This window comes from Brevibacterium aurantiacum, from assembly GCF_900169065.1.
Classification (GTDB): domain Bacteria; phylum Actinomycetota; class Actinomycetes; order Actinomycetales; family Brevibacteriaceae; genus Brevibacterium; species Brevibacterium aurantiacum.
In genome coordinates, this window is sequence record NZ_FXZB01000020.1 from 47,996 (window position 1) to 71,657 (window position 23,662).

Genomic DNA, 23,662 nt, shown 5'->3' on the forward strand with positions numbered 1-23,662 from the left:
GCATGTTGGAACTTGTTTTGGGCGGTCGATCGAGAACCGGTCGGCAGTTCCTCGAGAACGTGCCGACAGTTCCTCGAGAACCGCTGCGATCACTCCGTCGAGACGAGGTTGAGCGGCTGCTCGCCGTCGTTGAGTCGGCGCACCTGCTCGGCCAGGATCTGCACCACGCGAGGCTCGAACGCCGAGGTGTCGCCGCCTTCATGAGGTGTGATGAGAGTGTTCGGGGTCCCCCACAGCGGATGGTTCTCCGGCAGCGGCTCGGGATCCATGACGTCAAGCGCGGCGTGGAGACGGCCGGTGCTCAGCTCGGCCACGAGGGCATCGGTGTCAACGACCTTGCCTCGAGCGACGTTGACGATGAGAGCGTTGTCGGGCAGCCGGGACAGGAAGTCCTTGTTTACGAGCTGGTTGGTCGACTCGGTCAGAGGCGTGATGAGGACGACGACCTCAGTGTGGGGCAACAGTGTCGGCAGCTCATCGACACTGTGGATCTTCCCGCGATCGTCTTCACGAGCGGTCGTCGCCACCCGCGTGAGGTCGACCTCGAAGGGAGCGAACCGATCGGCGATCGCCGAGCCGATCTCGCCGGCGCCGATGATCATGACACGGCGATCCTGCAGGGAGCGGTTGCGTTTGTGGTTCCAGATCCTCGCGCTCTGCGCACGAACGGCATCATCGATGCCGCGCAGGCTGGCCAAAGTCAGTGTCAGGGCGAGTTCGGCCGTTCCGCCTGTGTGCACGCCCGAGGCCGTCGCCACCTTGATGCCGCGCTCCGGCAGGTGAGCGACAGGGTCGTACCCGGTGGTCTGCGTGATGACCAGGCCCAGGTTCGGCAGCTCGTCGAGCAGTTCGATGGTCGGTCCCGAATCGAGGTACGGGAGCACGACGACATCGACGTCATCTCGGCTCAGCTTCGCCGACTTCTCGGCGTCCGAGTAGACGACCAGGTCGACGTTGGCACGCTGGTGCGCCGGAATCCGGGCGATGACGCGGTTGCGGAGTTCAGAATCTGGGAAGGCAATGGTCTTGATCGACATGGTCACATTGTCCCACGAACAGGCTCACTCGGGCAGGGGTGTTCAGACTGTCCTATTCGGGCAGGGCCTGTCCGATGCGCGCGAATACTCGTTCGATGACTTCGAGTTCCTCATCGTCGACATGGCTGAGGAAGACTTCGTCGATGTTCTCCCGGTGCTGACGTCCCGCATTGAGGAAGGCTTGGGCACCGGCCTCGGTGAGCCCGACGTTGTGCGCTCGTTTGTCCTCTGCGCATTCCGTCTTCGTCACCAGGCCCGCGTCCTCAAGCACCTTGATCCGGTAATTGAGGCGTGAGGGCGAGAACACCAGCTTTTTGGCCAGCACGCTCATCGTCAGCAGGTGGGTCGGCTCCTCCCACAGCAGCAGCAGCGTGTTGTAGTCGCTGACAGTCAGACTGGCACGGTCCTTGAGGTTGCCCTCAAGGTTCTGCCGGATGCGCTGTGAGGTCTCGAAGTACAGGCGCCACGATCTCTGCGCCAGAGCGTCGCGGTCCCGACCGAGTTTGACCTCGACCATCGTCATCCCTCGAGAAGTTGAGCGAAGGGCGTGATGAGCTCGGGATTGAACTCATCATCGATGCTCGGGTTCCGCTGCGCGCCACGCCGACCGAACTCGCCGGTCGTCGTGGTCGCAGTGCCGCCGCCGGCAGTCCCGCCGGCAGTGCCTGCGCTCGAAGCGGTGCCGACCCCGTGCAGGCTCGCTGCCAATCCGATCAGCTCCTCGCTGGCCTGAGCGATTCGGGCGTTGAGGCTGCGCCCGCCTTCGATGCTGCCCCAGTCATCGGTGGCGGCGAAGATCGTCGTCGGTACGACGATGCCCTTGAGGTAGGACAGCATCGGACGCAGCACGGTCTCCCCCGCCAGCGAGTGCCGAGGCGTCCCACCGGTCGAGCCGATGAGCACGGGCTTGTTCGCCAGCGCCTTTTCGTCGATGAGTTGCCAGAACAAGGTGTGCAGGCCCACCGGAGCGACCTTGTACACGGGCGCCACGGTGACGATCACGTCTGCCGCGGCGACCTGCGCGAAGGCCGCCTCGAGGTTGTCCGAACGGAATCCGGTCAGGGCCATATCGGTGAGGTCCGAGCTCAGGTTCCGCACGTTGATGTGCTCGGTCTCCGCGCTCAGGTCCGCAGCATCGGCCGCCGAGGTGGCCGCTGCGATGATCTTGTTCGAGAGTTTCAGTGTGGTTGAGTCCTCGCTCAGCGAGGTTGTGATGCTGAGAATTCGCATCAGCGATCAGCTCCTTGGTTCTCGTTCTGCTCCGCAGCCCTGGCCTGACGGTCGGCGTAGGCACGTGATCCGGGGCCACCACCGGGGATGGGATCGCGGCCCTCACGGTGACGGATGACGAGTGATTCGTGTGTCGGTGCGTCGGGGACATCGGCCGGACGGTCCTTGGCGAATTCCTTCCGCAGAACCGGAACGACTTCCTCGCCGAGGAGGTCGAGCTGTTCCAGCACTGTCTTCTGGGGCAGTCCGGCGTGGTCGATGAGGAACAGCTGACGCTGATAGTCGCCGGCCCATTCGCGGAAGCTCAGGGTGCGTTCGATGACCTGCTGGGGCGATCCGACCGTCAGCGGGGTCTGCGTCGAGAAGTCCTCGAGGCTGGGGCCGTGGCCGTAGACCGGAGCGTTGTCGAAGTACGGACGGAATTCCTTGACGGCGTCCTGCGAGTTCTTGCGCATGAACACCTGACCGCCGAGTCCGACGATCGCCTGGTGCGCGGCTCCGTGGCCGTAGTACTCGTAGCGCTGGCGGTAGAGCTGAACCATGCGAGCGGTGTGCGACACAGGCCAGAAGATGTTGTTGTGGAAGTATCCGTCACCGTAGTAGGCCGCCTGTTCGGCGATTTCGGGGCTGCGGATCGATCCGTGCCACACGAAGGGCGGGACATCGTCCAGTGGTGTCGGTGTGACGGTGAACCCGTTGAGAGGCGTACGGAACTTGCCCTCCCAGTCGAGGTTATTCTCGCGCCACAGGCGGTAGAGCAGGTTGTAGTTCTCGACTGCCAGCGGGATGCCCGAACGGATGTCCTTGCCGAACCAGGGGTAGACGGGACCGGTGTTGCCGCGTCCCATGACGAGGCTGATGCGCCCGTCGGAGAGGTGCTGAGCATAGGCATAGTCCTCAGCGATACGCACCGGGTCGGTCGTCGTGATCAGCGTGGTGGCCGTCGACAGATGCAGCTTCTCCGTCTGGGCTGCGATGTTCGCGAGCAGGACCGGCGGGTTCGCGGGTGCCACGAACGGCGGGTTGTGGTGCTGTCCGGTGGCGAAGACATCGAGGCCGACCTCTTCGGCCTTCTTGGCGATCTCGACCGTATCCTTGATCCGCTGATTCTCAGACACCGTGGTCCCCGTGGTGGGATCGCTGGTGACGTCTCCGATGGTGAAGATTCCGAGTTCCATGTCTGCTCCTTCTGCTCGCTCTTCGCGAACCCTCCTTGAACTGAATAACTTCAGTTTTGAAGTAACTAGTTGAAAGTTTAACAGACTTCGATCGAGAAGTATTCCCGAGCTCTGTCACACAACGATCTGAGCTGCGTCACACAGCAAAAGCCGGGCCCTCCGAGCCGAATCCTTTGCGGATGTCGGCTGGGAGGGCCCGGCGAAGACAGTGTTGCTGGGTGAAGCTGGCGAGCGAGCTTCTCGCTCAGATCCAGATAGCGGGATCGATCAGTTCGAAGTCGGCGTAGGGAGAACGTGAGTCACCCACATCGGATCCGGCCGCCTCGGGGTCGGTGCGATTCTTGTAGGGCCTGACCTTGGCCGGGATCCCCACCGCACTCGAATCGGCGGCGACGTCTTTGACGACGACCGCATTGGCACCCACCGAGGAGTTGTCGCCGACGACCACAGGGCCGAGGATCTTCGCACCGGCACCGACGAGGACGTGGTTGCCGATGGTCGGGTGGCGCTTCGTCTGCTCCATCGATGTGCCGCCGAGGGTGACCTGATGGTAGAGCATCACATCATCGCCGATCTCCGAGGTCTCGCCGATGACGACACCGTTGGCGTGGTCGATGAAGAAGCGTCGACCGATCTGCGCGCCAGGATGGATCTCAACTCCGGTCAGCGTCCTCACCGCCTGGGACATCAGCCTGGCCGGCACCTTGGTGGAGTCGTTCTGCCACAGTCGGTGCAGGCCGCGGTGGGCCCAGATCGCGTGCATGCCCGGGTACGAGACCATCGAGACGAAATCATTGGTGGCTGCAGGGTCACGCCTGCGCACGGTATCGAGGTCCTCGCGCAGTGTCGCGCGCACCCCAGGTCGACTCAGCCCATAGGCTGCCGCGCCGATCGCCGCCGCTGCCACGGTCCACAGTGCCTTCATCTCAACAGTCCTTCTTGCTTGTGATCGTCAATCCTCAATGCCGCGAGGGCGCCAAACATGTGTTTGACACCCTCGCCGCGAAACCGGCATCTGCCTGCGGCGATGCTCAGTCGAAACTTACTCTGCTCAGTCCATGTACTCGGCGAACAGCGGCGTGGTCAGGTAGCGCTCACCGAAGTCGGGCAGGATGACGACGATGCGCTTGCCTGCGTTCTCCGGGCGAGCACCCAGCTCTTCGGCTGCCAGGAGTGCGGCACCGGAGGAGATTCCGACGAGCAGTCCCTCTTCCTTGGCGACGTCGCGGGCACGGGAGAAGGCATCATCGTTTTCGATGGTGACGACTTCGTCGTAGATCTTGGTATCGAGTACGCCGGGGACGAAGTTGGCACCCAGGCCCTGGATCATGTGGGGACCGGCAGCTCCGCCGGAGAGCAGCGGCGAGGCAGCGGGCTCAACGGCAACGATCTTGACGTCGGGGTTGGCCTCACGCAGGGCGGCTCCGGCACCGGTGATGGTTCCGCCGGTTCCGATGCCCGAGACGAAGATGTCGACCTTGCCGTCGGTGTCGGCGAGGATCTCGGGGCCGGTGGTCTTGCGGTGGATGTCAGCGTTGGCCTGGTTTTCGAACTGGCGAACCAGCACTGCGCCGTCGGCGGCGATCTCTTCGGCCTTCTCGACAGCGCCCTTCATACCCTGGGCCTTGTCGGTGAGGACGAGCTCGGCGCCGAATGCGCGCAGAAGTGCACGGCGTTCCTTCGACATGGACTCCGGCATGGTCAGCTGGACCTTGTATCCGCGTGAGGTGCCGACCATCGCCAACGCGATTCCGGTGTTGCCGGAGGTGGCTTCAACGATCGTTCCGCCCGGCTTGAGCTCGCCCGAAGCTTCGGCGGCATCGATCATTGCGACGCCGATGCGGTCCTTGACCGAGTTCGCGGGGTTGTAGGATTCGAGCTTCGCAACGATCTCGGCGCCGGAGCGTTCGCTGGCCTTGTTCACACGAATCAGCGGGGTGCGGCCGACCAGTTCGGAAACATTTTTGAAGATGGTCAAGACATGTCCTTTCACGCGTATTTGTTCGCCCGGTACTGAGGGCTGTGACGAAGACGTCACACAACCACCAGCCAAAGGCTTCAGCTGCTGATTTCGTCTCGTGGACCGAGACGGTTCGACACCATCATAACCACCCGCCGTCTGCGGTTGTTCCCCAGACGGTTGCTCAACAATCCATGTTCGCTTCCGGCGAAATATGTTGTCATTGCGCGTCATATGCACTTAACTGCCCATCTCACGTCACGGCACCAGCCGCTGTCGGCGATCGAACCGCTGAACAATCAGGCACGTATATGCCAATTCAGCGTCCCTCGACACCTCCTCCCGAGAGCCAGTGAGCAGGTCCGAATCTGAGACGCCGAGGCGGTCATGGGACAGCTCATCAGTCTGCGAGATCCCGACGGGCGGGTCGCAAGGCTGCACACCTGGATGCGCCTGTCTCCCCGCGACAAGCTGCTGTGGAGAAAGCCGATACGATTGTCCTCATGGCTATTCATCCCATCGTCATCTACGGCGAGCCCGTGCTGCATCAGCGTGCAGAGAAGATCACCGACTTCGACGAGGAGCTCGCAACTCTGATCGCCGATATGCACGAGACTCTCGATGCCAGCAACGGGGTCGGTTTGGCCGCTCCGCAGATCGGCGTAGGCAAACGCATCTTCGTCTTCAACGCCGAGGACGAAGAAGCGGGAGTTCGTCGACGCGGGACGTTCATCAACCCGCTGCTTATCGCCTCGAAGGTGCCCGACACCCGCCCCGATCCTGATGAGGAGACGGAAGGCTGCCTCTCCGTTCCCAGCTTGGACTTTCCGCTCAAGCGCGCGGACCGTGTCACGGTCAATGGTCTCGATGAGACCGGGCAGTCGGTGTCACTGACCGCTGAAGGCTGGTTCGCCCGCATCATGCAGCACGAATACGACCACCTGCAGGGCACGCTCTACGTCGATCGTCTCGACAAGCGCTGGTCGAAGAAGTGGAAGAAAGAGCAATCCGCCAATGGTTACAACGTGCCCGGACAGTCCTGGACACCGGGCATCGACCCCGATCCCTTCGGCCACTGAGCCGACACTGATTCAGTCATACTGACGCTTCTCGGATCACTCCAAGCGGCGGTCGTCCTTCGGGTCGTCCTTCGCGGCACGCGGCGACGAAGGCGTGGGTTCGAGCGCGTCGACCGATTCCTGGGCCGCTGCCAGACGTGAGTCGAAATCATCGAAGTCATCCGCGGTCTGCTCGAGCTCGGCGACCAGCCCCGAGATGATCGAGGACTGCGACTCGGCGTCGATCCGCAGTTCCCTGAACTGCCAGTCAGCGGAGTCATCGGCGGCCGTCCGGGACAGCACGTCGAGGACGCGGTCGCCGAGTTCACGTGAACGTTCGGAGTTATGAAGCAGCATGAGCTGCTCGTCGAGTGCGATGAGATGCTCATAGTACTCATGCATCGACAGCACACGGTTGGCCATCGAGGTGAAGGCCACAGCGAGTTTCGACAGGTACGTCTCCACCGACTTCGCGGTCCCCGCGTCCCGAATGCTCTCGATCTCCTCACGCAGCCGCACCAGTTCGGCCAGCCGCACACCGATCGAGGCGACAGCATGGTCAAGGTCGACACGTGAGACGTGGTCGCGCAGGATCGGGTGGGTCCAGGCGCGGGTCCGGACGATCTTGCGCGCAATGGTCACCGCGAGGTGGAAGAGTCGCTGTTCGTCGGTGTCGCGGCCTTCCTTGCGGCCAGGCTGGAATCCCAGCGAGGCGGGCGTGATCCACTGTGCCTGTCCCACCTGCTGACGGTTCTTCCGGCTCAGCCGTTTAGGGTCTCGGAGGTACTTCGGGGCGGTGACTGCGGCGAACACACCGGTACCGACAGCGGTCGTTCCTCCGAGCACCCCGAACATCAGCGCAGCATCGGCGAAGCCGGACAGCAGTGCCAGACTCCCCGGTGCGGCGAAGCCCGCAGTCACGGCGGCTCCGGCGCCGGTTCCGCCCTTGAACAGCATGCTGGAGCGGAAGAAGTTCCGACGCATTCCACCGGTGAGCATGATCGCACTCGGAGCACCGGCGGTATAGCGATACCCGCGAGCGTTCCAGGCCTGCATGATGTCCTGATTGACGCTCTCGGGCACGAGGACGCGATAGATCGGGATCGACTTCCCGCATTCGCTCTTCCACAACGACTTCCACGACTGGGACACCGCATTCACCTCCACGTACGGATGGCACCCTCACGCCGACTGCCGGATGTGTGTCCGGCCGAGTCGGCGTCTGGTCCGGCAGAATGCGAACAGCCACACCCTCCGGACTTCTTTGGTATCCGAGTCTAGAGGGTGTGGCTGGATCAATCCTGAGTTCTGTTCAGACGTCTGATTCTGTTCAGACGCTTGTGAACTCAGCCGTTGATCTTGGCAAGGATCAGGTCCTTGGCCTTTCCGGCGTCGGCCTGACCACGGGTGGCCTTCATGATCGGTCCCATCAGGGCACCGATGGCCTGCATCTTTCCGCCCTTGATCTTCTCGACCACGTCTGGGTTCGCGGCGATTGCCTCGTCGACGGCGGCCTCGAGTGCTCCGGTGTCTTCGACGATTTCGAGATTACGAGCGCTCATCACCTCGGCGGGTTCGCCTTCGCCGTCGGCCACGGCGGTGAGGACGTCCTTCGCGAGTTTGTCATTGAGCTTGCCGTCATTGATGAGCCCGATCAGAGCCGCGACCTGGGCCGGTGTGACGAGCTCGGCGGTGGGCTGGTCCTTCTGGTTGGCCAACCTGGCCACCTCACCGGTCCACCATTTGCGTGCCGCGGCAGGCTTCGCGCCGGCATTCACAGTCTCCTCGATTGCTTCGAGCAGACCGGCGTTGACGATGTCTCGCATCTCCAGATCGGAGAAGCCCCACACGCCTGCCAGACGGCGGCGCTTCTGGGCCGGCAGCTCGGGCAGGGTCGCCCGCAGCTCTTCGACCCACTCGCGGCTGGGCACGAGTGGAACGAGGTCCGGCTCCGGGAAGTACCGGTAGTCGTCGGCATCGGACTTCGGGCGTCCCGAGGAGGTCTCTCCCGTTCCCTCATGGAAGTGACGGGTCTCCTGAACGATTGTCTCTCCAGCTTCGAGACGGGTCGCCTGGCGAGCGATCTCGTAGCGGACGGCGCGTTCGATCGAGCGGAAGGAGTTGACGTTCTTCGTCTCTGTGCGGGTACCCAGCGGAGCATCGGGGCTCTCGCGCAGGGAGACGTTGACGTCGGCACGGACGTTGCCCTGTTCCATGCGTGCCTCCGAGACATCGAGGGCACGGAAGATGTCACGCAGGGTCCGCACATAGGTGGAGGCCACCTCGGCGGCCCGCTCCCCTGTCCCGGTGATCGGGTGGGTCACGATCTCGACGAGGGTCACCCCTGCCCTGTTGTAGTCGACCAGGGAATGGTCGGCTCCGTGGATACGGCCGGTGGCGCCTCCGATGTGGGTGTTCTTGCCGGCGTCCTCTTCCATGTGAGCACGTTCGACGGGGATGGTGAACATCGTGCCGTCTTCGAGTTCGACCTCGACCGAGCCTTCAGCGGCGATGGGTTCATCTGACTGGCTGGTCTGGAAGTCCTTGGGTACGTCCGGGTAGAAGTAGTTCTTCCGGGCGAAGCGGCAGGTCTCTGCGATTTCGCAGCCCAGTGCCAGGCCGATCTTGATCGCGTACTCCACGCCCTTCTCGTTGACGACGGGAAGGGAGCCGGGCAGACCCAGGGAGGTGGGAGTGATATTGGTGTTCGGTCCCCCACCGAAGGTGTTGGGTGCAGCGTCGAACATCTTCGTCGCGGTGCCCAGTTCGACGTGGACTTCGATGCCGATGACCGGATCGTACTTCTTGATCGCGTCTTCGTATTTCACTTGGTGGTCAGTCCTTCCGCAAGAGTATCGAGCACACGAGACCCGGAGGCTTCCAAGGCGGCTTCGAGCGGGCCGGCCACCTCGTACATCTTCACGTCCTCACGTGCCGGGGCGAGGATCTGGAATCCGACAGGCAGACCGTCGGACAGTCCTGCCGGCAGGGACAGGCCGGGGATTCCGGCGAGGTTGGCCGGGATCGTCGCCACGTCGCCCAGGTAGAGGGCCATCGGATCGGATGCCGCCTCGGCACCGAACTTCAGGGCCGTCGTCGGAGCCGTCGGCGAGACGAGGACGTCACAGGATTCGAAGGCCTTGGCGAAGTCGTTCTGCACCAGGGTGCGGATCTTCTGCGCCGAACCGTAGTAGGCGTCGTAGTAGCCAGCGGAAAGGGCGTAGGTGCCGAGGATGATGCGGCGCTTGACCTCGGCGCCGAATCCTGCGGCGCGGGTCGCTGACATGACCGTCTCTGCGGTGACCGGACCGGATTCGGGCTCGACGCGCAGTCCGTAGCGCATGCCGTCGTAGCGTGCCAGGTTCGAAGACACCTCGGAGGGCATGAGGAGGTAGTAGGCGTCGAGGGCGTAGGAGATCGACGGGCAGTCGACCTCGACGATCTCGGCACCGGCTGCTGCGGCAACGTCGAGGGCAGCGGAGAAGGCATCGCGGACGCCGTCCTGGTAGCCCTCGCCGCGCAGCTGCTTGATGACGCCGAGCTTCTTGCCCTTGAGGTCCGAGGTCTGTGCCGCGGAGACGAAACCTGCCACCGGGTCGGGCAGCGAGGTCGAGTCCAGCGGGTCATGTCCGGCGAGCAGTTCGTGCAGAGCCGCGGCGTCGGCGACACTGCGGCCCATGGGACCGACCTGATCGAGGCTTGAGGCCATGGCGATGATGCCGAAGCGCGAGATCGAACCATAGGTCGGCTTGACTCCGACGGTGCCGGTGAACGCTGCGGGCTGTCGCACCGAACCGCCGGTGTCGGTGCCCACCGAGAGCGGAGCCTGGAAGCCGGCTAGTGCCGCTGCCGCGCCGCCGGAGGATCCGCCGGGCACGTGCTCGAGGTTCCAGGGGTTGCGGGTGGTGCCGAAGGCCGAATGCTCGGTCGTCGACCCCATGGCGAACTCGTCGAGGTTGGTCTTGCCCAAAACGGGAAGTCCGGCGGCCTTGACCTTGTTGTGCACGGTTGATTCGTAGGGCGGGACCCAGTTCTCGAGCATCTTCGACGCGGCGGTTGTGGCCACGCCTTCGGTGACGATGAGGTCCTTGAGCGCGACTGGCACCCCGGCCAGGGCGTGGACGTCCTCGCTGGCGCTGCGCTTGGCATCGACAGCCTTGGCGGTCTCAAGTGCGAGATCGTCGGTGACGGTGATGAATGAACCGAAGTCTGCTTCGGTGGCGTGGATGCGGTCCAGGTGAGCCTGGGTCACCTCGACGGAGGAGAACTCGCCGGCTTTCAGTCCTGCGGCGAGTTCGAGGGCGCTCTTGGTGGTGAGTTCGTTCATCATTCCTCCCCGAGGATCTGTGGGACGAGGAATTTGTCATCGGCGGATGCTGGTGCCGAGGCCAGAGCCTGCTCGCTGGTCAGGGTCTCGCCCACGACATCGGGGCGCAGCACGTTCGACAGTGCGATCGGGTGGCTGGTCGCCGGCACATCGTCGCCGGCCACTTCGTTGACCCTGGCGACATTGCTCAAAATTGTGCTCAGGTCACCGGCGAGCGACTTCAGCTCGTCTTCGCCCATGGCGATCCGAGACAGCGAGGCCAAATGCTCGACTTGTTCGGGGGTGATTGCGGAGGACTCCGTCATTCCCTGCCTTTCATCGGTCTGTTTACTCGTCAGCAAGTCTAGTCTCTTTGCCGGACCTGTTCTGAAGGGACCGATGTGAGGTTGTCCGAGCATCATTGCTCAGCTGCGTCGAGGCGTACGGGTCTCGCCGGGCAGGGTTCCGAACTCAGGCGACGGTGCGCTCAGGCGACGGTGCGCTCAGGCCAGGTACGTTCGCCCTTGATGTAGCTCGACAGGTCGCCGAGCACCCTGTCCGCGTCAGCTTGGGAGAATTCCCCTGCATCGACTCCGGCCTGCAGATCGCCGGCAAGGTCTGCGACCCGTGATTGGGCGTCGGCAGCCGTGTGTGCCACCAGGCCCGCGCCGTCGCTGAGGGCCGTGGCGCCGGCAGCTTCGATCCCGCCGCCATCAGGTGTCGTCTCGGCGCTGGGTGTCGTCTGGGCGCTGGTTGTTGTCTCGGCGTTGGGCTGAGCATCATCGGTGCGGTCGCGAGTTTCGTCCGCACGTGTTTCGTCATCACGAGTCTCGTCGTCGCGAGAATTGTCATCGTCACGTGTTCTGCTTGTTGTGACTGGTGCAGTGGTGGAGCCGGTCAGCGCGGGGGCCGCACGCTTGGTCGGCTGCTGTCCCGGATTGAGGATGTAGTCGGCAATGCCAGCTGTCACCGGTGCTGTGGTGAGGACTGCGGCGAGAACGACGGCAGTGCCGGCGATCAATCGGGGAATTGCTTTCATGCTTTCACTCTTCCAGATCAAGCTGTTTCCCCACTTCAATGCGACTGTGATGATCCTTGGCATTCGATGTCGAATCGGTGGCAGCCAGGGAACGTGTCAGAATCGTGAACCGACTGATCACTCGATGCTTCCGGTCTCCAGGAGTATGCGGAAGGTGTCTTCGTCGAGGACTCTGACTCCCAAAGATTCGGCCTTCTCCAACTTCGATCCCGCGTTTTCACCGGCCACCACGTAGTCGGTCTTCTTCGACACGGAGCTTGCCGCCTTGCCGCCGGCGCCGAGGATCGCTTCCTTGATCCCGTCCCGGGTGAATGTGCTCAGCGAACCGGTGGCCACGATCGTCAGGCCCTCCAAGGTCTGTGCCCCGGCTTCCTGCTCCTCATCTTCCATCCGCACACCGGCTTCGGCCCAGGCTTCGACGATTTCGACATGCCAATCGACGGCGAACCAGTCGCGGATGCTCGCTGCGATCGTCGAACCGATGCCGTCGACGGCCGAGAGCTCCTCGAGTTCGGCGGCCCGGATCGCCTCAAGGGTGCGAAAGTGTGCGGCCAGGGTTCGAGCAGCAGTCGGTCCCACGTGCCTGATCGAGAGTGCGACGAGGACTCGCCACAGGTCCTGGTCCTTGGCCTTGTCGAGTTCGTCGAAGAGCTTCTTCGTATTCGCGCTCGGGGCGCTGGGCTTCTTCGCTGTGGGGCGCGTGTAGAAGTAGGGCACCAGTTCGCGTTCCCCGGTCTCCACGCCCTTGACCTTCTTGTTCCTCCAGATCTTCACCTCGGCCAAGTCCTCGGCCGTGAGGTCGAAAAGGAACGCCTCCGAGGTCAGCGGCGGTGACTCGGGCTCAGCCGGTGCGGTCAAAGCCAGCGCCGCCTCTTCGCCCAGGGCTTCGATGTCGAAGGCGGCGCGGGAGGCCAGGTAGAAGATGCGGTTGGCCAGCTGGGCGGGGCAGGACCGGGCATTCGGGCAGCGCTTGTCCTTGTCCCCTGCCTTCTGCTCCCCCAGCTTCGTTCCGCAGGAGGGGCAGTGTGTGGGCATGACGAATTCGTATTCGCTGCCATCACGCTGAGCGACCACCGGGCCCAGCACCTCAGGGATGACGTCACCTGCCTTACGCAGAGTCACAGTGTCACCGATGAGCACACCCTTACGGGTGACCTCGTAGCCGTTGTGCAGGGTCGCTCGTTCCACCGTGGACCCGGCGACCGTGACCGGTTCCATCACCGCGAACGGGGTGACTCGACCGGTCCTGCCCACCTGGACCTGGATGTCGAGGAGCTTCGTGGTGACCTCTTCGGGCGGGTATTTGAAGGCCGTGGCCCACCTCGGCGCACGTGAGGTATAGCCCAGGGTCTCTTGGACGGCGATGTCGTCGATCTTGATGACGATGCCGTCGATCTCATGGGTGACGTCGTGGCGGTGTTCCCCGTAGTAGGTGATGAAGTCTTCGATCTCATCGACGTTATCCAGCACCTTGAAGTATTCGCTGATGGGCAGGCCCCAGGTCCGGAACTGCTCATAGACCTCGGACTGATGGGCCGGTTCGGGATGGGAGTCATCGGCCGGTGTCCACACCGCGATGCCGTGGACGAGCATGTGCAGGGGTCGCACAGCGGTGACGGCGGGGTCCTTCTGGCGCAGGGATCCGGCGGCCGAGTTGCGGGGGTTGGCAAACGGGGCCTTGCCCTCTGCGACGAGGGCGGCGTTGAGTTCGGTGAACTTCTCCAGCGGGAAGAACACCTCACCGCGGATCTCGACTTCGGCCGGCGGGTAGTCGGTGTCGAGCTTGTCGGGGATATCGGAGATGGTGCGGACATTGGCGGTGATGTCCTCGCCGATGCGGCCGTCGCCGCGGGTGGCGGCGCGCACGAGTTCACCGTTGCGGTAGAGCAGGTTGACGGCGAGTCCATCGATCTTGAGTTCGCAGAGGAACTTCGACTTCGCCGAGGTGGCCGCCCGGACCCGGTCGTACCATCCCCGCAGCTCCTCGAAGTCGAAGACGTTGTCGAGGCTGTACATCCGCCCGATGTGTTCGACCGGATCGAAGGTGGAGGTGTCGACATTGCCGCCGACGGTCTGGGTCGGTGAGGAGTCGGTGACGAGTTCGGGGAATTTCTCTTCGAGATCTTCGAGGCGGTGGACGAGATCGTCGTATTCGGCGTCGGCGACCAGAGGCGAGTCGTCCTTGTAGTAGGCGGCGCGCTGCTCTTCGATCTTCTCCACGAGGTCTGCATGAGCTTGGGCACGGGCCGTGGCGTCTGAGAGGTCAGACGTATCGGACTCGCCGGAGTTGTCGGGCGTTGCGGTCATTCGATCTCCTCAAAGGCTCGCCGCAGACCGGCGGCGATCATCATCGTTCCCGTGCTGATGTTCTTGGCACCATCTGCTGTGTCCCCCTCGACCGAGGACAGCAGCGGTGGGTAGGTCAGCGGAAGCTCTTCGCCCGCGAGGACGCCGAAATCACGCAGACTGGTCGTGCTCATGCCGATGCGGTTCCACGGCGTCATGATTCGGTTCAACCAGTGCTTGACCTCCTTCGGCCTCGATCCTGCGGCAGGCGGCAGTCCCATCCATGTTCCGATCCCGGCCTCGGAGATCATGGCCAGCTGTTCCCAACCGTGTGCCTTCAGGCTAGCCAACGGCACTGACACGGCGGTGGCACCGGAATTGCGGACCACCTCGGCGGCGGTGATCTCCTTGCCCTGCAGCGGCAGGGGGTCGAAGTCGGGGAGGCTCAGCAGCACCGGGGGCAGATGGCGCAGCGTCGACTGGAGTGCGGCGTAGACCTGGGCTTCGGGGATGGCGGGCAGGGTGGCCCAGCCGGAGACCGTGGGCCAGGTTCCGGTGAGAATCGGGTGCAGGCGGGTCTCGACGAGGCGGATCACGGGCTGCATTCCCAGTGAGGCCAGCTTGTCGGCGAACGCGGCAAGACCGAAGGCGTAGGCCTGGATGACGTCGCGGCGCGCACCGTGGTCGGCCAGCACAGGTGCCCCGGAGGTCAGGCTCAGTGCGGTGACCAGGCTCCACGGTCCCGGCAGGGAGATCTGGACCTGGCCGGTGTAGCCGTCACCGTATTCGGCGATGGCGTCGAAGGCCTCGCTGAGGGCCGAGGATTCGAGCCGCTCATCCTTGCCCGCCGCACTCGTCAGGCGCCAGCCGAATGAGGCCCGATCGACGTGAAGCTCGGTGAGGAGACCGACAGCACGACCGATCGCGTCGGCGCCCCACCGATCCTCGGAGCGACGGGCGCTCAGCGGCACAGGCGGCAGCTGTTCGCCGAGGTGGGTGAACGCTGCTGCGGCCGCCTCGCGGACGGGGCTGTTGGCGATGTAGCCTGCGGCACCGGACTTCGATCCGGCGCCGGCCTCTGGTCTGGGGCCTGGAATCCAGATGCCGGTGGTCGTTCCGGCCGGTTCCAGGGTTGCTGTGGTGTCGGGCGGGGACGCGACAGGTTCAGCCATGGTTGCGGCTGAGTGGGATTCCGAAGACGTCGGCATAGAACCCGAACTCGCTTTCCAGGGAATCGATGATGGTTTCGGTGCGGACGAAGCCGTGGGATTCGCCCTTGTACAGACGGTAAATGTACTCCACTCCGGTCAGTTCCAACATATCGACGAAGTCCTGGGCCTGATTGGGTGGGACGATGGGGTCCCGATCGCCTTGCATGATCGCCACCGGGACTCTGATCTGGCTCGTTCGTCTGATGGGTGAGCGGGTGATGTAGGCGTCTTGGGCCTCCGGCCAGGGCCCGACCAGGCCGTCGATGTAGTGCCGTTCGAAGTCGTGGGTGTCGACGACGAAGCGCATCAGGTCGGTGACTCCGAAGTAGGAGGTGCCGCAGGCGAAGACGTTCGAGGAGGCCAAGGCGGTGAGCACTGTCCACCCTCCCGATGAGGCACCGGAGATCGCGATGCGATCCGGGTCGGCCAGTCCCTCGGCGACCAGTGCTTCGACTGCCGCGACGGCGTCGGCGACGTCGACGATCCCCCATTGGCCGCGCAGTCGGTTGCGCCATGCTCGACCGTAGCCGGTCGAACCGCCGTAGTTGACCTCCATCACGCCGATGCCCCGGGACGTGAAGTAGCTGGATCGGGCCGACATGTCCGGGGTCGCCTGCCCTGTGGGTCCACCATGGATGGAGATCACATAGGGCGGGAGTTCCCGGTCGAGGGCGGTGAATCTGGGGTTGTGCGGTGGGTGGATGACGACGGGGACTCCGCCGAGGACTCGGGTGCCAGGACGCGAGTAGTAGTCCTGATGAGCGTCAAGACGTTCTTGGGCGATCTCGGTGAAATTTCCAGTGACTCGGTCGACAGCGTAGAGGGCTCCGGTCGAGTCCGCGGATTTGCCGGTCAGGAGGACATGGCTGTCGTTGAGATCGTGGAGTTCGAGGCTGCCGAAGGGCGCTCCGGGCGGAGAGATCTCCTCGACGTCACTGCCGGGACCGTCCTTGGGCGAGCGTGGGAGACGTGCCCGGATCAACGAGGCGGTATCGGATTGGGAGTGGGCCCAGATCTCCTCGTCATCGCTTAGGTACCAGTTGGTTCCCAGCTGCCAGAGGGCGCCGCCGATCTCACCTCCTGTGTCGAGGACCGGTCGCAGCTCGGAGATGTCGAGTTGGTCAACGGAACTGTCTGCTTGACCTGCTGATCCGTTCGCTGCGGCCTGTCGATCGCGGACAAGGCAGTCGACCTGTTCGAAGTCCAGTGAGTACAGGCTCCAGGTTCCGCTGTGGTCGGAGCTGAGGATGAGCGAGGAGTCCGAGGTGAATTCGGGTTGCAGGAGGGAGACGTCGTGCCCGGCCAGCACTGCCACGGCCGGTATGTCGGAGGTGCGCACGTCGATGAGCCACAGGTTCGTCGAGTCCCAGGGCATGTTGGGATGTTCCCAGCCGATGAACGCCAACGTCGAACCGTCCGGAGACAGTCGGGGGCTGGCCATGAAGTAGGAATGACGGGAGAGCACATTCGTCGTCCCGTGCCGGGTGATGAGCACGATGGCTCGTTCCCTGCGCGTTGACCGGCAGTCTTCGCGTACGCACAGCAGACCCCAGCGCGTCATCGTCAGGTCTCCGTAACGGATGCGGCCGGAGGTGTCCGGGGTCAGCGCATGGGGAGCCTTGCCCGGGATGATCTGCCAGATCCGCTGGTCGGAAGCGTTGACGAAGTAGATGACTTCGCTGTCGGGATCCAGGGCCCAGGCCGCTCCCCCGTATTCGTGCACCGAGGACCGGATGTTGAAGTCCGCGGGCAGCACCTGTTCCTTCAGGCCCGGATGCGAAAGCGTCGTCCGAACCAGCCCGGTCCGGGAATTCTCCGCCGGGACCTTCGTGGAGAAGTAGATGTGCTCACCACGGAAGGCGGCATCGAAGATCGGCGCGGAACCGGCAGCCACCTCCGCAGCGCTGAGCGGTGACGACCAGGTTCCGAAAGGTGCCGTGACGACATCTTGGGGAAATTCCTTCATACCCCCAGGTTAACGCAGGGGCGAGGAGCACAGCTCAGTCACCGAGGTGGGCCGTGACCTCAGACGCTGTGGCAGTCTCTGCCCTCAGACGCCGAGGCGGTCCTTGGCTGTCACGTCGATCGTGGCCTGCCCGAGAACTCGGGTTCCGCGGTAGATGACCATGGTCTGTCCGGGTGCGACACCGGAGAGTTCCTCGTCGACGTCGATGTGCATGAGCTGTCCGGCCGGTCGTGCGGCCGGAACCTCGACCTCGTCGACGATCGGGTTCACCTCGTGCTCGGGTGCCTCGGAGATGTAGTCACCGAGCCAGGCTCGAGCAGGAACAGGGTCGCTGTGGGCCCGGATCTGGACTTCGCAGTCGATCGCGGTCGCCGGTTCGTTGCCGATGTCGGTCGGTGCCGGACCGGCCCAGGTGGTGCGGATGCCGGTGAGGTGGGACACCGCGAGATCGCTGCGGGAACCCACCGTGACGGTGTTCGAGGCCGGATCGAGACCGGTGACGAAGCGAGGCTGGCCATCGGCAGCCGGCTTCTGGATGCCCAGTCCCTTGCGCTGGCCGATGGTGTAGGTCATCGCACCGTCGTGTTCGCCCAGGGTCTCACCCTCGGCGTCCTTGATGAGGCCAGGACGCATGGGGATCTTGTCTGCCAGCCATGCCTTCGTATCACCGTCGGGGATGAAGCAGATGTCGTAGGAGTCGGGCTTGTTGGCCACGGAGAACCCACGTTCGGCGGCTTCGGCGCGGACCTCGGCCTTCGAGGCGGTGGCGCCGATCGGGAAGTAGCAGTGCTCGAGCTGATCCCCGGAGAGCACACCGAGGACGTAGGACTGGTCCTTGGCCAGGTCCTCTCCGCGGTGGAGTTCCGGGAGACCGTTGTCATCGCGCAGCACTTCGGCGTAGTGGCCTGTGGCGATGGCGTCGAAGCCCAGCGCCAGGGCACGGTCGAGGAGGGCGGCGAACTTGATGCGCTCATTGCAGCGCATGCACGGATTCGGTGTGCGTCCGGCCGCGTATTCGGCGATGAAGTCATCGACGATGTCTTCCTTGAACCGCTCGGAGAAGTCCCACACGTAGAACGGGATGTCGAGCATCCCGGCCACGCGGTGAGCATCCCGGGAGTCTTCGATCGTGCAGCAGCCGCGTGAACCCGTGCGCAGGGTTCCGGGCATGCGCGACAGGGCGAGGTGAACGCCGACGACTTCGTGGCCGGCATCGACGGCGCGTGCTGCGGCGACCGAGGAGTCGACTCCGCCGGACATGGCGACGAGAATTTTCATGATGCTCCTTGCATCCAGCGCGGAGTGGCCGAAACCATTCCAGCCTGGTGTGCTTGTTCGACGACTTCGGGCAGGACCGCGAGAAGTCGATCGACTTCCTCTTCGGTCGAGTCGTGGCCGAGACTGAATCGTTGGGCTGATCTGGCGACGTCTTCCTCCATGCCGCAGGCCAGCAGCACGTGGGAGGGTCGGGAGACCCCGGCCGAGCAGGCCGAGCCCGTCGAGGTCGCCAGTCCTCTCGCGTCGAGGCCGAAGAGAAGGGAATCGCCCTCACATCCGGAGAATGTGAAGTGCGCGTTCGCGGGCAGCCTGCCCCCACCTCGGCGACCAGAAAGGGTGGCGTTGGGGATCGTGTCCTCGATGCCGGCGATGAGCCGGTCGCGCAGGAATGAGAAGCGAGCGGTTCGAGTCTCGATGTCGGAAGTGGCGAGTTCGACGGCCTTGGCGAAGGCGACGGCACCGGCCACGTCGAGCGTGCCGGAGCGGACTCCGCGTTCCTGACCGCCGCCGTGCAGGATCGGAGCCGGGGCTGCGCCGCGGTCGAGCAGCAGTGCGCCGATGCCCACGGGGCCGCCGATCTTGTGGGCGGTGATCGACATGGCGGTTGCGCCGAGTTCGGCGAAGTTCAGCGGGATCTGGCCCAGTGCCTGCACCGCATCGATGTGGAAGGGAATTCCGAGTTCCTTGGCGGCGGCACCGATTTCGGCGATCGGCTGCAGGGTGCCGATCTCATTGTTCGCGGCCATGATGGAGATGAGCGCAGTGCGTTCTGGGTCCCGACGCAGCTCGATCAGGGCCGCATCGAGGTCAAGGTATCCCTCGTCGTCGACGTCGAGGTAGACGATTTCGGCACCCTGGCTGCCCAGCCATTCCACCGAGTCGAGGATCGCATGATGTTCGATCGTGGTGGTGAGCACGCGGGGGCGAACCGGTGCGTCGAAGGTGGAGTTGTTGCGGGCTAAGTAGAGGCCCTTGAGTGCGAAGTTATCGGCTTCTGTGCCGCCGGAGGTGAAGATGACCTCGGACGAGGTGGCGGCGCCGACACCGCGGGCAATGTCCTCACGGGCGGTCTCGATGCGCATTCGTGCGGCCTGACCCACGGCGTGCAGAGCCGAGGGGTTGGCCCGTCGGCTCAGCTCAGCGGTGTAGACGTCGAGCACCTCTGCCGGCATCGGCGAGGTGGCTGCGTGGTCAAGATAAATCGGCACTCTCCCTATTTTAGGCCGCGAACGGCACTTCGGCCAGGATCAGTGCCGCATCTCACCCGAGACTCCGGGCAGATCCGGGCACCGCAGGTTCCGGGTGCGTACCGGCGCCGACTAAACTGGGGCTGTGTTCACCGTTTTCACCTACGTGCTCTATGCCGTCTCCGCCGTGCTGGCCATCTGGTCGATAGTCGAAACCATCCGCAATAAGCCCGCGGGCAAACTGCTGCTCGGTGCGACCGCGTTCCTTCTGCTGCTGCTCATCGTGCAGCTGGTGCTCTCGATCGCCACGTTCGGATCGACTCACGACATCGATCCGCTGCTGTACTTCGGCTACGTCATCACCGCGATCCTCGTCATCGCCCTGGCCGGCTTCTGGGCGTTTGCGGAACTGAGCAGGTGGGGACCTGGTGTGCTTGCGGCGGCAGGACTGACGGTGATCGTCATGATCGAGAGATTGGACCAGATTTGGCAGTGAAGAAGCGAGAAGAGATCGCCGCGGCGAAGCAGGAGCGGGCCGAGAAGCGCAGCCGTTCACCGTACTCGGCGATGCACACCGGACCGGGTCGGGCATTGACCGCCGTCTACGGTGTCTTCGCACTGTCGGCGACCGCACGTGCCGGCTACCAGGTCATCCGCGAGTTCGACGTGGCCCCGATTGCGTATTCGCTGTCTGTGCTCGCCGCCGTCATCTATATTGTGGCCACGGTCTGCCTGGTCATCGGCAACCGCGTCTCACACCGGATTGCGATCGCTGCCTGCCTCGCCGAATTCCTCGGCGTCATCATCGTCGGCATCCTCAGCTTCACCCACCCCGAAGACTTCGCCAAACCCTCAGTGTGGTCGTCCTTCGGCAGCGGCTACGGGTACATCCCACTCATCCTGCCCCTCATCGGACTCTGGTGGCTCTTCCTCGTCGGACGCAGAATCCGCACCACCTGACTAGTCAGGCCCCACCTCGGCGGGGCCGTACTAGTATTGTCACCTGCGGTCCGCTGTCACTCGATGCGTGAGGACAGCACGTTCCAGTCGGTGGCCACGGCACTGAGCTGATCGCCGGTCTTCATCAGCACATACGGGTGGGCGGTGTCGACCTTGACGGTGTTGCCTTCCTTGTCATTGGTCTTCACTGCTTCGATGGTGTCGCCCAGGTCGACCGAGTAGTCGTCGGGGACCTCGATCGTCATGGTGCAGCGGACTTCGCCCATTCCGATCGCACCGTGTTCGGTGCTCAACGTCATCGAGGTGAAGTCGAGCTTCTCGTAGGGCTTGCAGGAGATGTCGACCTTGTCGAAGCCGGAGTCCTTGCCCCGCAGGTCGCCCAGGTAGTCCCTGAAGTCCTTGAATCCGCCTTCTTTGAGTCCATCGGCATCGCCCTTACCGGCCTTGCCGTCGACGAGGAAGGTAGACACCTGGTCCGCAGCCGTCGTCATCTCCTTGTCGAAGCCCTCCGGGCCGGGCTTGACCGACCCGTTCCCGTCGGCCATCAGCGTCGGCATCTGATCGGTCGGAATGTAGGAGGCGGTGCGCACGATCGGGTCGGCAGCTGCCGACTCGCGAGTCGCCAGCTGCACCTGTGTGAGCTTCTTGTCGCCCTTGCTGGTGCCGAATGCGTAGAACCACATCGGATACTCGGTGAAGCTCGGGCTGCCGGCGACGACTTCGCTGAAGTTCGGTGCCCGCAGCTTCTGCTTCGCCTTCTCCGCGATCTGCATCTGTGCTCGGGTGTGATCGATGAGGGGCTCGCCCTGGATCTTCTCCAAGTCGGTGCCGCCGTCTTTGAGGGTCTTATCGAGAGCCTCGGTGTAGCCGGTCATGAAGTCCCCGGCCTCGCCCGGGCGCAGCGCCGTGCGCTCATAGGGCGTGATGTCGGGGCTGTGCGGCTGAGCCACGGGCAGCGCGCTGCACCCGCTCAAGGCCAGTCCCGAAGTCAGGGCCGCAGCCGTGACCGCGCGCATGGATCGTCTGCCGCGCGCGTTCTGGCGCCGAGGTGGCGCTGCGTTCGCCCCGCCAGGGTTCTTCACGAGGCGCGAGCTCTGCACACGTCCCGTGTTGGTTCCGTCCGCAAACGTGGCGTCGGTATCCGTTCCGCCGCCACTGCCAGAACCTGGGCCTGAGCCGCGGGTGCCGGGGCGGGCCTTCGTGCTCTTCTTCTCCGGTCGGATGCGGCCGTTGAACCAGCGCAGGAAGAAATAGGCGCCGAATCCGGCCAAGATGATGCCCAGAGCGATGCCGATGAGACTCAATGCCAGGACTCCTTCCACACGCATCTTCAACGAGACCGTGGTGCCCTCAAGGCTCTCGCCATCGTTTGCTGCGGAGATGACGAGAACCTGGGGATCGGCGTCGAGGTCGAAGGTCTTCGCGACCTTCTCCCCCGAGTCCTTGCTGATCCACCAGTCCCGGTCCGTGATCGCGGCTTCCGGTTCGGCATCGCCGGGGATGTACCGGTGCTCGAGAGTGTTGGGGAACTCTACGTTGCTGACCTGCTCCTGCGCCACTCCGTCGAGGATGCTGTCGGTGTCGACGCCGTTGGCGGTGCCGACGAACAGTTCCGTGCCCTCGGAGTTCTCGGCCTCAACGGTCACGCTGGTGCCAGAATATGGAACGATCGCCTCATCGAGGACGACGGCATAGGCGCCGTCCTTGACGGTGAAGGGTTTGGTCTCGGTGACCTCGTCGGTGCCGACGACGGACAGAGCGGAGACAACCAGAACTGCCACGATCACCGCTGCGAGAGCGAAGAGAATGGCTGTGGTGAGACGGATTCTCTGGATCAGAACAAGGCCCTCATCAATGCTGTGCGTGCCTTGGTCACGGCCGGATCATCCGCACCCAGGACTTCGAAGAGTTCGAGGACCCGCAGGCGCAGCGCTTCCTTCTCATCGCCGGCGCTGACGCGGATCAGCGAGATCAGGCGGTTGAAGGCGCTGCTCGGGTTGCCGCCGACGATTTCTGCGTCGGCTGCTGCCTTGGCCGCCTCGGGGTCTTTGGGGTTCGCATCTGCTGTGGCGATGAGCTGCTGCGGATCGGCGTCGATGAGACGGCGTCCCAATCCGGCGCGAGCGAGACCGAACTTGGCCTCTTCGTCAGCCGGAGACGCAGCCAGTGCCGATTTGAACAGAGACTCGGCCGTATCGAAGTCTCCCCGGTTCAGTGCTTCTTCAGCCTCGGGATGGGCAGGGCCGGCCGGTTCCTGTTCGGCTCCGGCGACGACGGCATGTCCGGTGACGCCGTTCTCGCCGGCGAGTTTGAGCAGCTCATCGAAGTAGGCCTTGACCTGCGCCTCGGGCAGTGCGCTCTGGAACAGAGGCACGGGCTGGCCCTTGACGATGGCGATGACGTTCGGGATCGATTCGACGCCGAAGGCCTGCTGCAGGCGTGGGTTCGCGTCGACGTCGACTCGCGCCAAGACCAGACGGCCGCCGAAGGATTCGACGATGCGTTCGACGATCGGTGAGAGCTGCTTGCCCTGCTCACTCCACTCCGCCTGCAGATCGATGACGACGGGAACCCGGTCCGAGATCGCGACGACGTCGTTGAAGCTGGCCTCGTCGACATCGAATGCCAGGGCAGGCACCGGCACGGCATTCGGGTCCTCGGGGCCTCCTGCGGACTGACCCGGTCCACCGGTCTTCTCCTCATGGGGCAGGTTCCTGCTGCGCACCGCGGACAGATCGAGTCCTTGGTTGGGCTGCGTGTTGTCCTGCGAGGGATCCATTGACACGTGGTCTCCTTTGTTGCGGGAAGTGCGAATTCGTACGGTACGTCTCGTCCGGAACTCTACAGTTCAGACGGCGTTGATGACATCCAGTTTAGAACGTATCGACATCGTCGGGCCTGCACTCACTTCGGATCGCAGTGCCCCGGACCGTTGGAGGTCGCCGGGCCTGCGACCCTTCCAGTTC

Annotated in this window: 21 protein-coding genes; 3 read left to right on the forward strand and 18 right to left on the reverse strand. The window is 63.9% G+C overall.

Annotation, left to right across the window (positions count from 1 at the left end; all coding sequences use genetic code 11):
• Positions 1-89 precede the first annotated feature (89 nt).
• The 6 genes from BAUR9175_RS14180 to cysK form a co-directional block, all read right to left on the reverse strand.
• On the reverse strand, positions 90-1,037 hold the full coding sequence (locus BAUR9175_RS14180; protein WP_009882652.1) for a 2-hydroxyacid dehydrogenase: 948 nt from the start codon (positions 1,035-1,037) through the stop codon (positions 90-92).
• 52 nt (positions 1,038-1,089) lie between these two features.
• Positions 1,090-1,554: a MarR family winged helix-turn-helix transcriptional regulator gene (locus BAUR9175_RS14185; RefSeq protein ID WP_069600499.1), complete on the reverse strand. Its 465-nt coding sequence runs from the start codon at positions 1,552-1,554 to the stop codon at positions 1,090-1,092.
• Positions 1,555-1,556: 2 nt separating this feature from the next.
• The gene (locus BAUR9175_RS14190; protein ID WP_069600500.1) at positions 1,557-2,267 is read right to left on the reverse strand and encodes an NAD(P)H-dependent oxidoreductase; all 711 of its coding nucleotides are present in this window, start codon (positions 2,265-2,267) and stop codon (positions 1,557-1,559) included.
• Positions 2,267-3,445, reverse strand: coding sequence for an LLM class flavin-dependent oxidoreductase (locus tag BAUR9175_RS14195; RefSeq protein ID WP_101584146.1), 1,179 nt, complete (start codon positions 3,443-3,445; stop codon positions 2,267-2,269). Before BAUR9175_RS14195 ends, BAUR9175_RS14190 begins: the two co-directional genes overlap by 1 nt.
• Positions 3,446-3,689: 244 nt before the next feature.
• Positions 3,690-4,370: a serine O-acetyltransferase EpsC gene (epsC, locus tag BAUR9175_RS14200; protein WP_096161181.1), complete on the reverse strand. Its 681-nt coding sequence runs from the start codon at positions 4,368-4,370 to the stop codon at positions 3,690-3,692.
• Between the two features lie 126 nt (positions 4,371-4,496).
• Positions 4,497-5,423, reverse strand: a complete 927-nt coding sequence (gene cysK / locus BAUR9175_RS14205; RefSeq protein ID WP_096161715.1) for a cysteine synthase A — start codon at positions 5,421-5,423, stop codon at positions 4,497-4,499.
• 485 nt (positions 5,424-5,908) lie between these two features.
• On the opposite strand from cysK, the gene def reads away from it, so the two are divergent.
• Positions 5,909-6,484 (forward strand): peptide deformylase, encoded by a 576-nt coding sequence (gene def / locus BAUR9175_RS14210; RefSeq protein WP_069601391.1) that lies wholly within the window; start codon positions 5,909-5,911, stop codon positions 6,482-6,484.
• 36 nt (positions 6,485-6,520) lie between these two features.
• On the opposite strand, the gene BAUR9175_RS14215 is transcribed toward def, so the two are convergent.
• From BAUR9175_RS14215 to BAUR9175_RS14260, 10 genes are all read right to left on the reverse strand, one after another.
• A complete protein-coding gene (locus BAUR9175_RS14215; RefSeq protein ID WP_240520262.1) occupies positions 6,521-7,630 on the reverse strand; it encodes a hypothetical protein in 1,110 nt (369 codons plus the stop codon).
• Positions 7,631-7,809: 179 nt separating this feature from the next.
• On the reverse strand, positions 7,810-9,291 hold the full coding sequence (gatB, locus tag BAUR9175_RS14220; protein ID WP_101584148.1) for an Asp-tRNA(Asn)/Glu-tRNA(Gln) amidotransferase subunit GatB: 1,482 nt from the start codon (positions 9,289-9,291) through the stop codon (positions 7,810-7,812).
• Complete coding sequence (gene gatA, locus BAUR9175_RS14225) at positions 9,288-10,790, reverse strand: Asp-tRNA(Asn)/Glu-tRNA(Gln) amidotransferase subunit GatA (protein WP_009882663.1); 1,503 nt, start codon at positions 10,788-10,790, stop codon at positions 9,288-9,290. The genes gatB and gatA overlap by 4 nt, the downstream gene beginning before the upstream one ends.
• Complete coding sequence (gatC, locus tag BAUR9175_RS14230; RefSeq protein WP_009882665.1) at positions 10,790-11,095, reverse strand: Asp-tRNA(Asn)/Glu-tRNA(Gln) amidotransferase subunit GatC; 306 nt, start codon at positions 11,093-11,095, stop codon at positions 10,790-10,792. Before gatC ends, gatA begins: the two co-directional genes overlap by 1 nt.
• Positions 11,096-11,256: 161 nt before the next feature.
• Positions 11,257-11,808, reverse strand: coding sequence for a hypothetical protein (locus BAUR9175_RS14235; protein ID WP_125240618.1), 552 nt, complete (start codon positions 11,806-11,808; stop codon positions 11,257-11,259).
• Between the two features lie 117 nt (positions 11,809-11,925).
• Positions 11,926-14,115, reverse strand: coding sequence for an NAD-dependent DNA ligase LigA (gene ligA / locus BAUR9175_RS14240; RefSeq protein WP_101584151.1), 2,190 nt, complete (start codon positions 14,113-14,115; stop codon positions 11,926-11,928).
• Positions 14,112-15,266, reverse strand: coding sequence for a uroporphyrinogen decarboxylase/cobalamine-independent methonine synthase family protein (locus BAUR9175_RS14245; protein ID WP_101584153.1), 1,155 nt, complete (start codon positions 15,264-15,266; stop codon positions 14,112-14,114). The genes ligA and BAUR9175_RS14245 overlap by 4 nt, the downstream gene beginning before the upstream one ends.
• Positions 15,259-17,271: a prolyl oligopeptidase family serine peptidase gene (locus BAUR9175_RS14250; protein WP_101584155.1), complete on the reverse strand. Its 2,013-nt coding sequence runs from the start codon at positions 17,269-17,271 to the stop codon at positions 15,259-15,261. Before BAUR9175_RS14250 ends, BAUR9175_RS14245 begins: the two co-directional genes overlap by 8 nt.
• A gap of 84 nt (positions 17,272-17,355) precedes the next feature.
• Positions 17,356-18,549, reverse strand: a complete 1,194-nt coding sequence (gene mnmA / locus BAUR9175_RS14255; protein ID WP_096157310.1) for a tRNA 2-thiouridine(34) synthase MnmA — start codon at positions 18,547-18,549, stop codon at positions 17,356-17,358.
• On the reverse strand, positions 18,546-19,757 hold the full coding sequence (locus BAUR9175_RS14260; RefSeq protein WP_096157311.1) for a cysteine desulfurase family protein: 1,212 nt from the start codon (positions 19,755-19,757) through the stop codon (positions 18,546-18,548). The genes mnmA and BAUR9175_RS14260 overlap by 4 nt, the downstream gene beginning before the upstream one ends.
• 124 nt (positions 19,758-19,881) lie before the next feature.
• Between BAUR9175_RS14260 and BAUR9175_RS14265 the strand changes: the two genes are divergently transcribed.
• Together BAUR9175_RS14265 and BAUR9175_RS14270 are read left to right on the forward strand one after the other, a co-directional pair.
• Positions 19,882-20,232: a hypothetical protein gene (locus BAUR9175_RS14265; RefSeq protein ID WP_009882677.1), complete on the forward strand. Its 351-nt coding sequence runs from the start codon at positions 19,882-19,884 to the stop codon at positions 20,230-20,232.
• Entirely contained in the window at positions 20,229-20,696 is a 468-nt protein-coding gene (locus BAUR9175_RS14270; protein ID WP_009882678.1) for a hypothetical protein, read from the forward strand. Before BAUR9175_RS14265 ends, BAUR9175_RS14270 begins: the two co-directional genes overlap by 4 nt.
• A 56-nt stretch (positions 20,697-20,752) precedes the next feature.
• On the opposite strand, the gene BAUR9175_RS14275 is transcribed toward BAUR9175_RS14270, so the two are convergent.
• Positions 20,753-22,477, reverse strand: coding sequence for a hypothetical protein (locus tag BAUR9175_RS14275; protein WP_009882679.1), 1,725 nt, complete (start codon positions 22,475-22,477; stop codon positions 20,753-20,755).
• A 53-nt stretch (positions 22,478-22,530) separates the two neighbouring features.
• Complete coding sequence (locus BAUR9175_RS14280; protein ID WP_101584156.1) at positions 22,531-23,475, reverse strand: tetratricopeptide repeat protein; 945 nt, start codon at positions 23,473-23,475, stop codon at positions 22,531-22,533.
• Between the last annotated feature and the right edge of the window lie 187 nt (positions 23,476-23,662).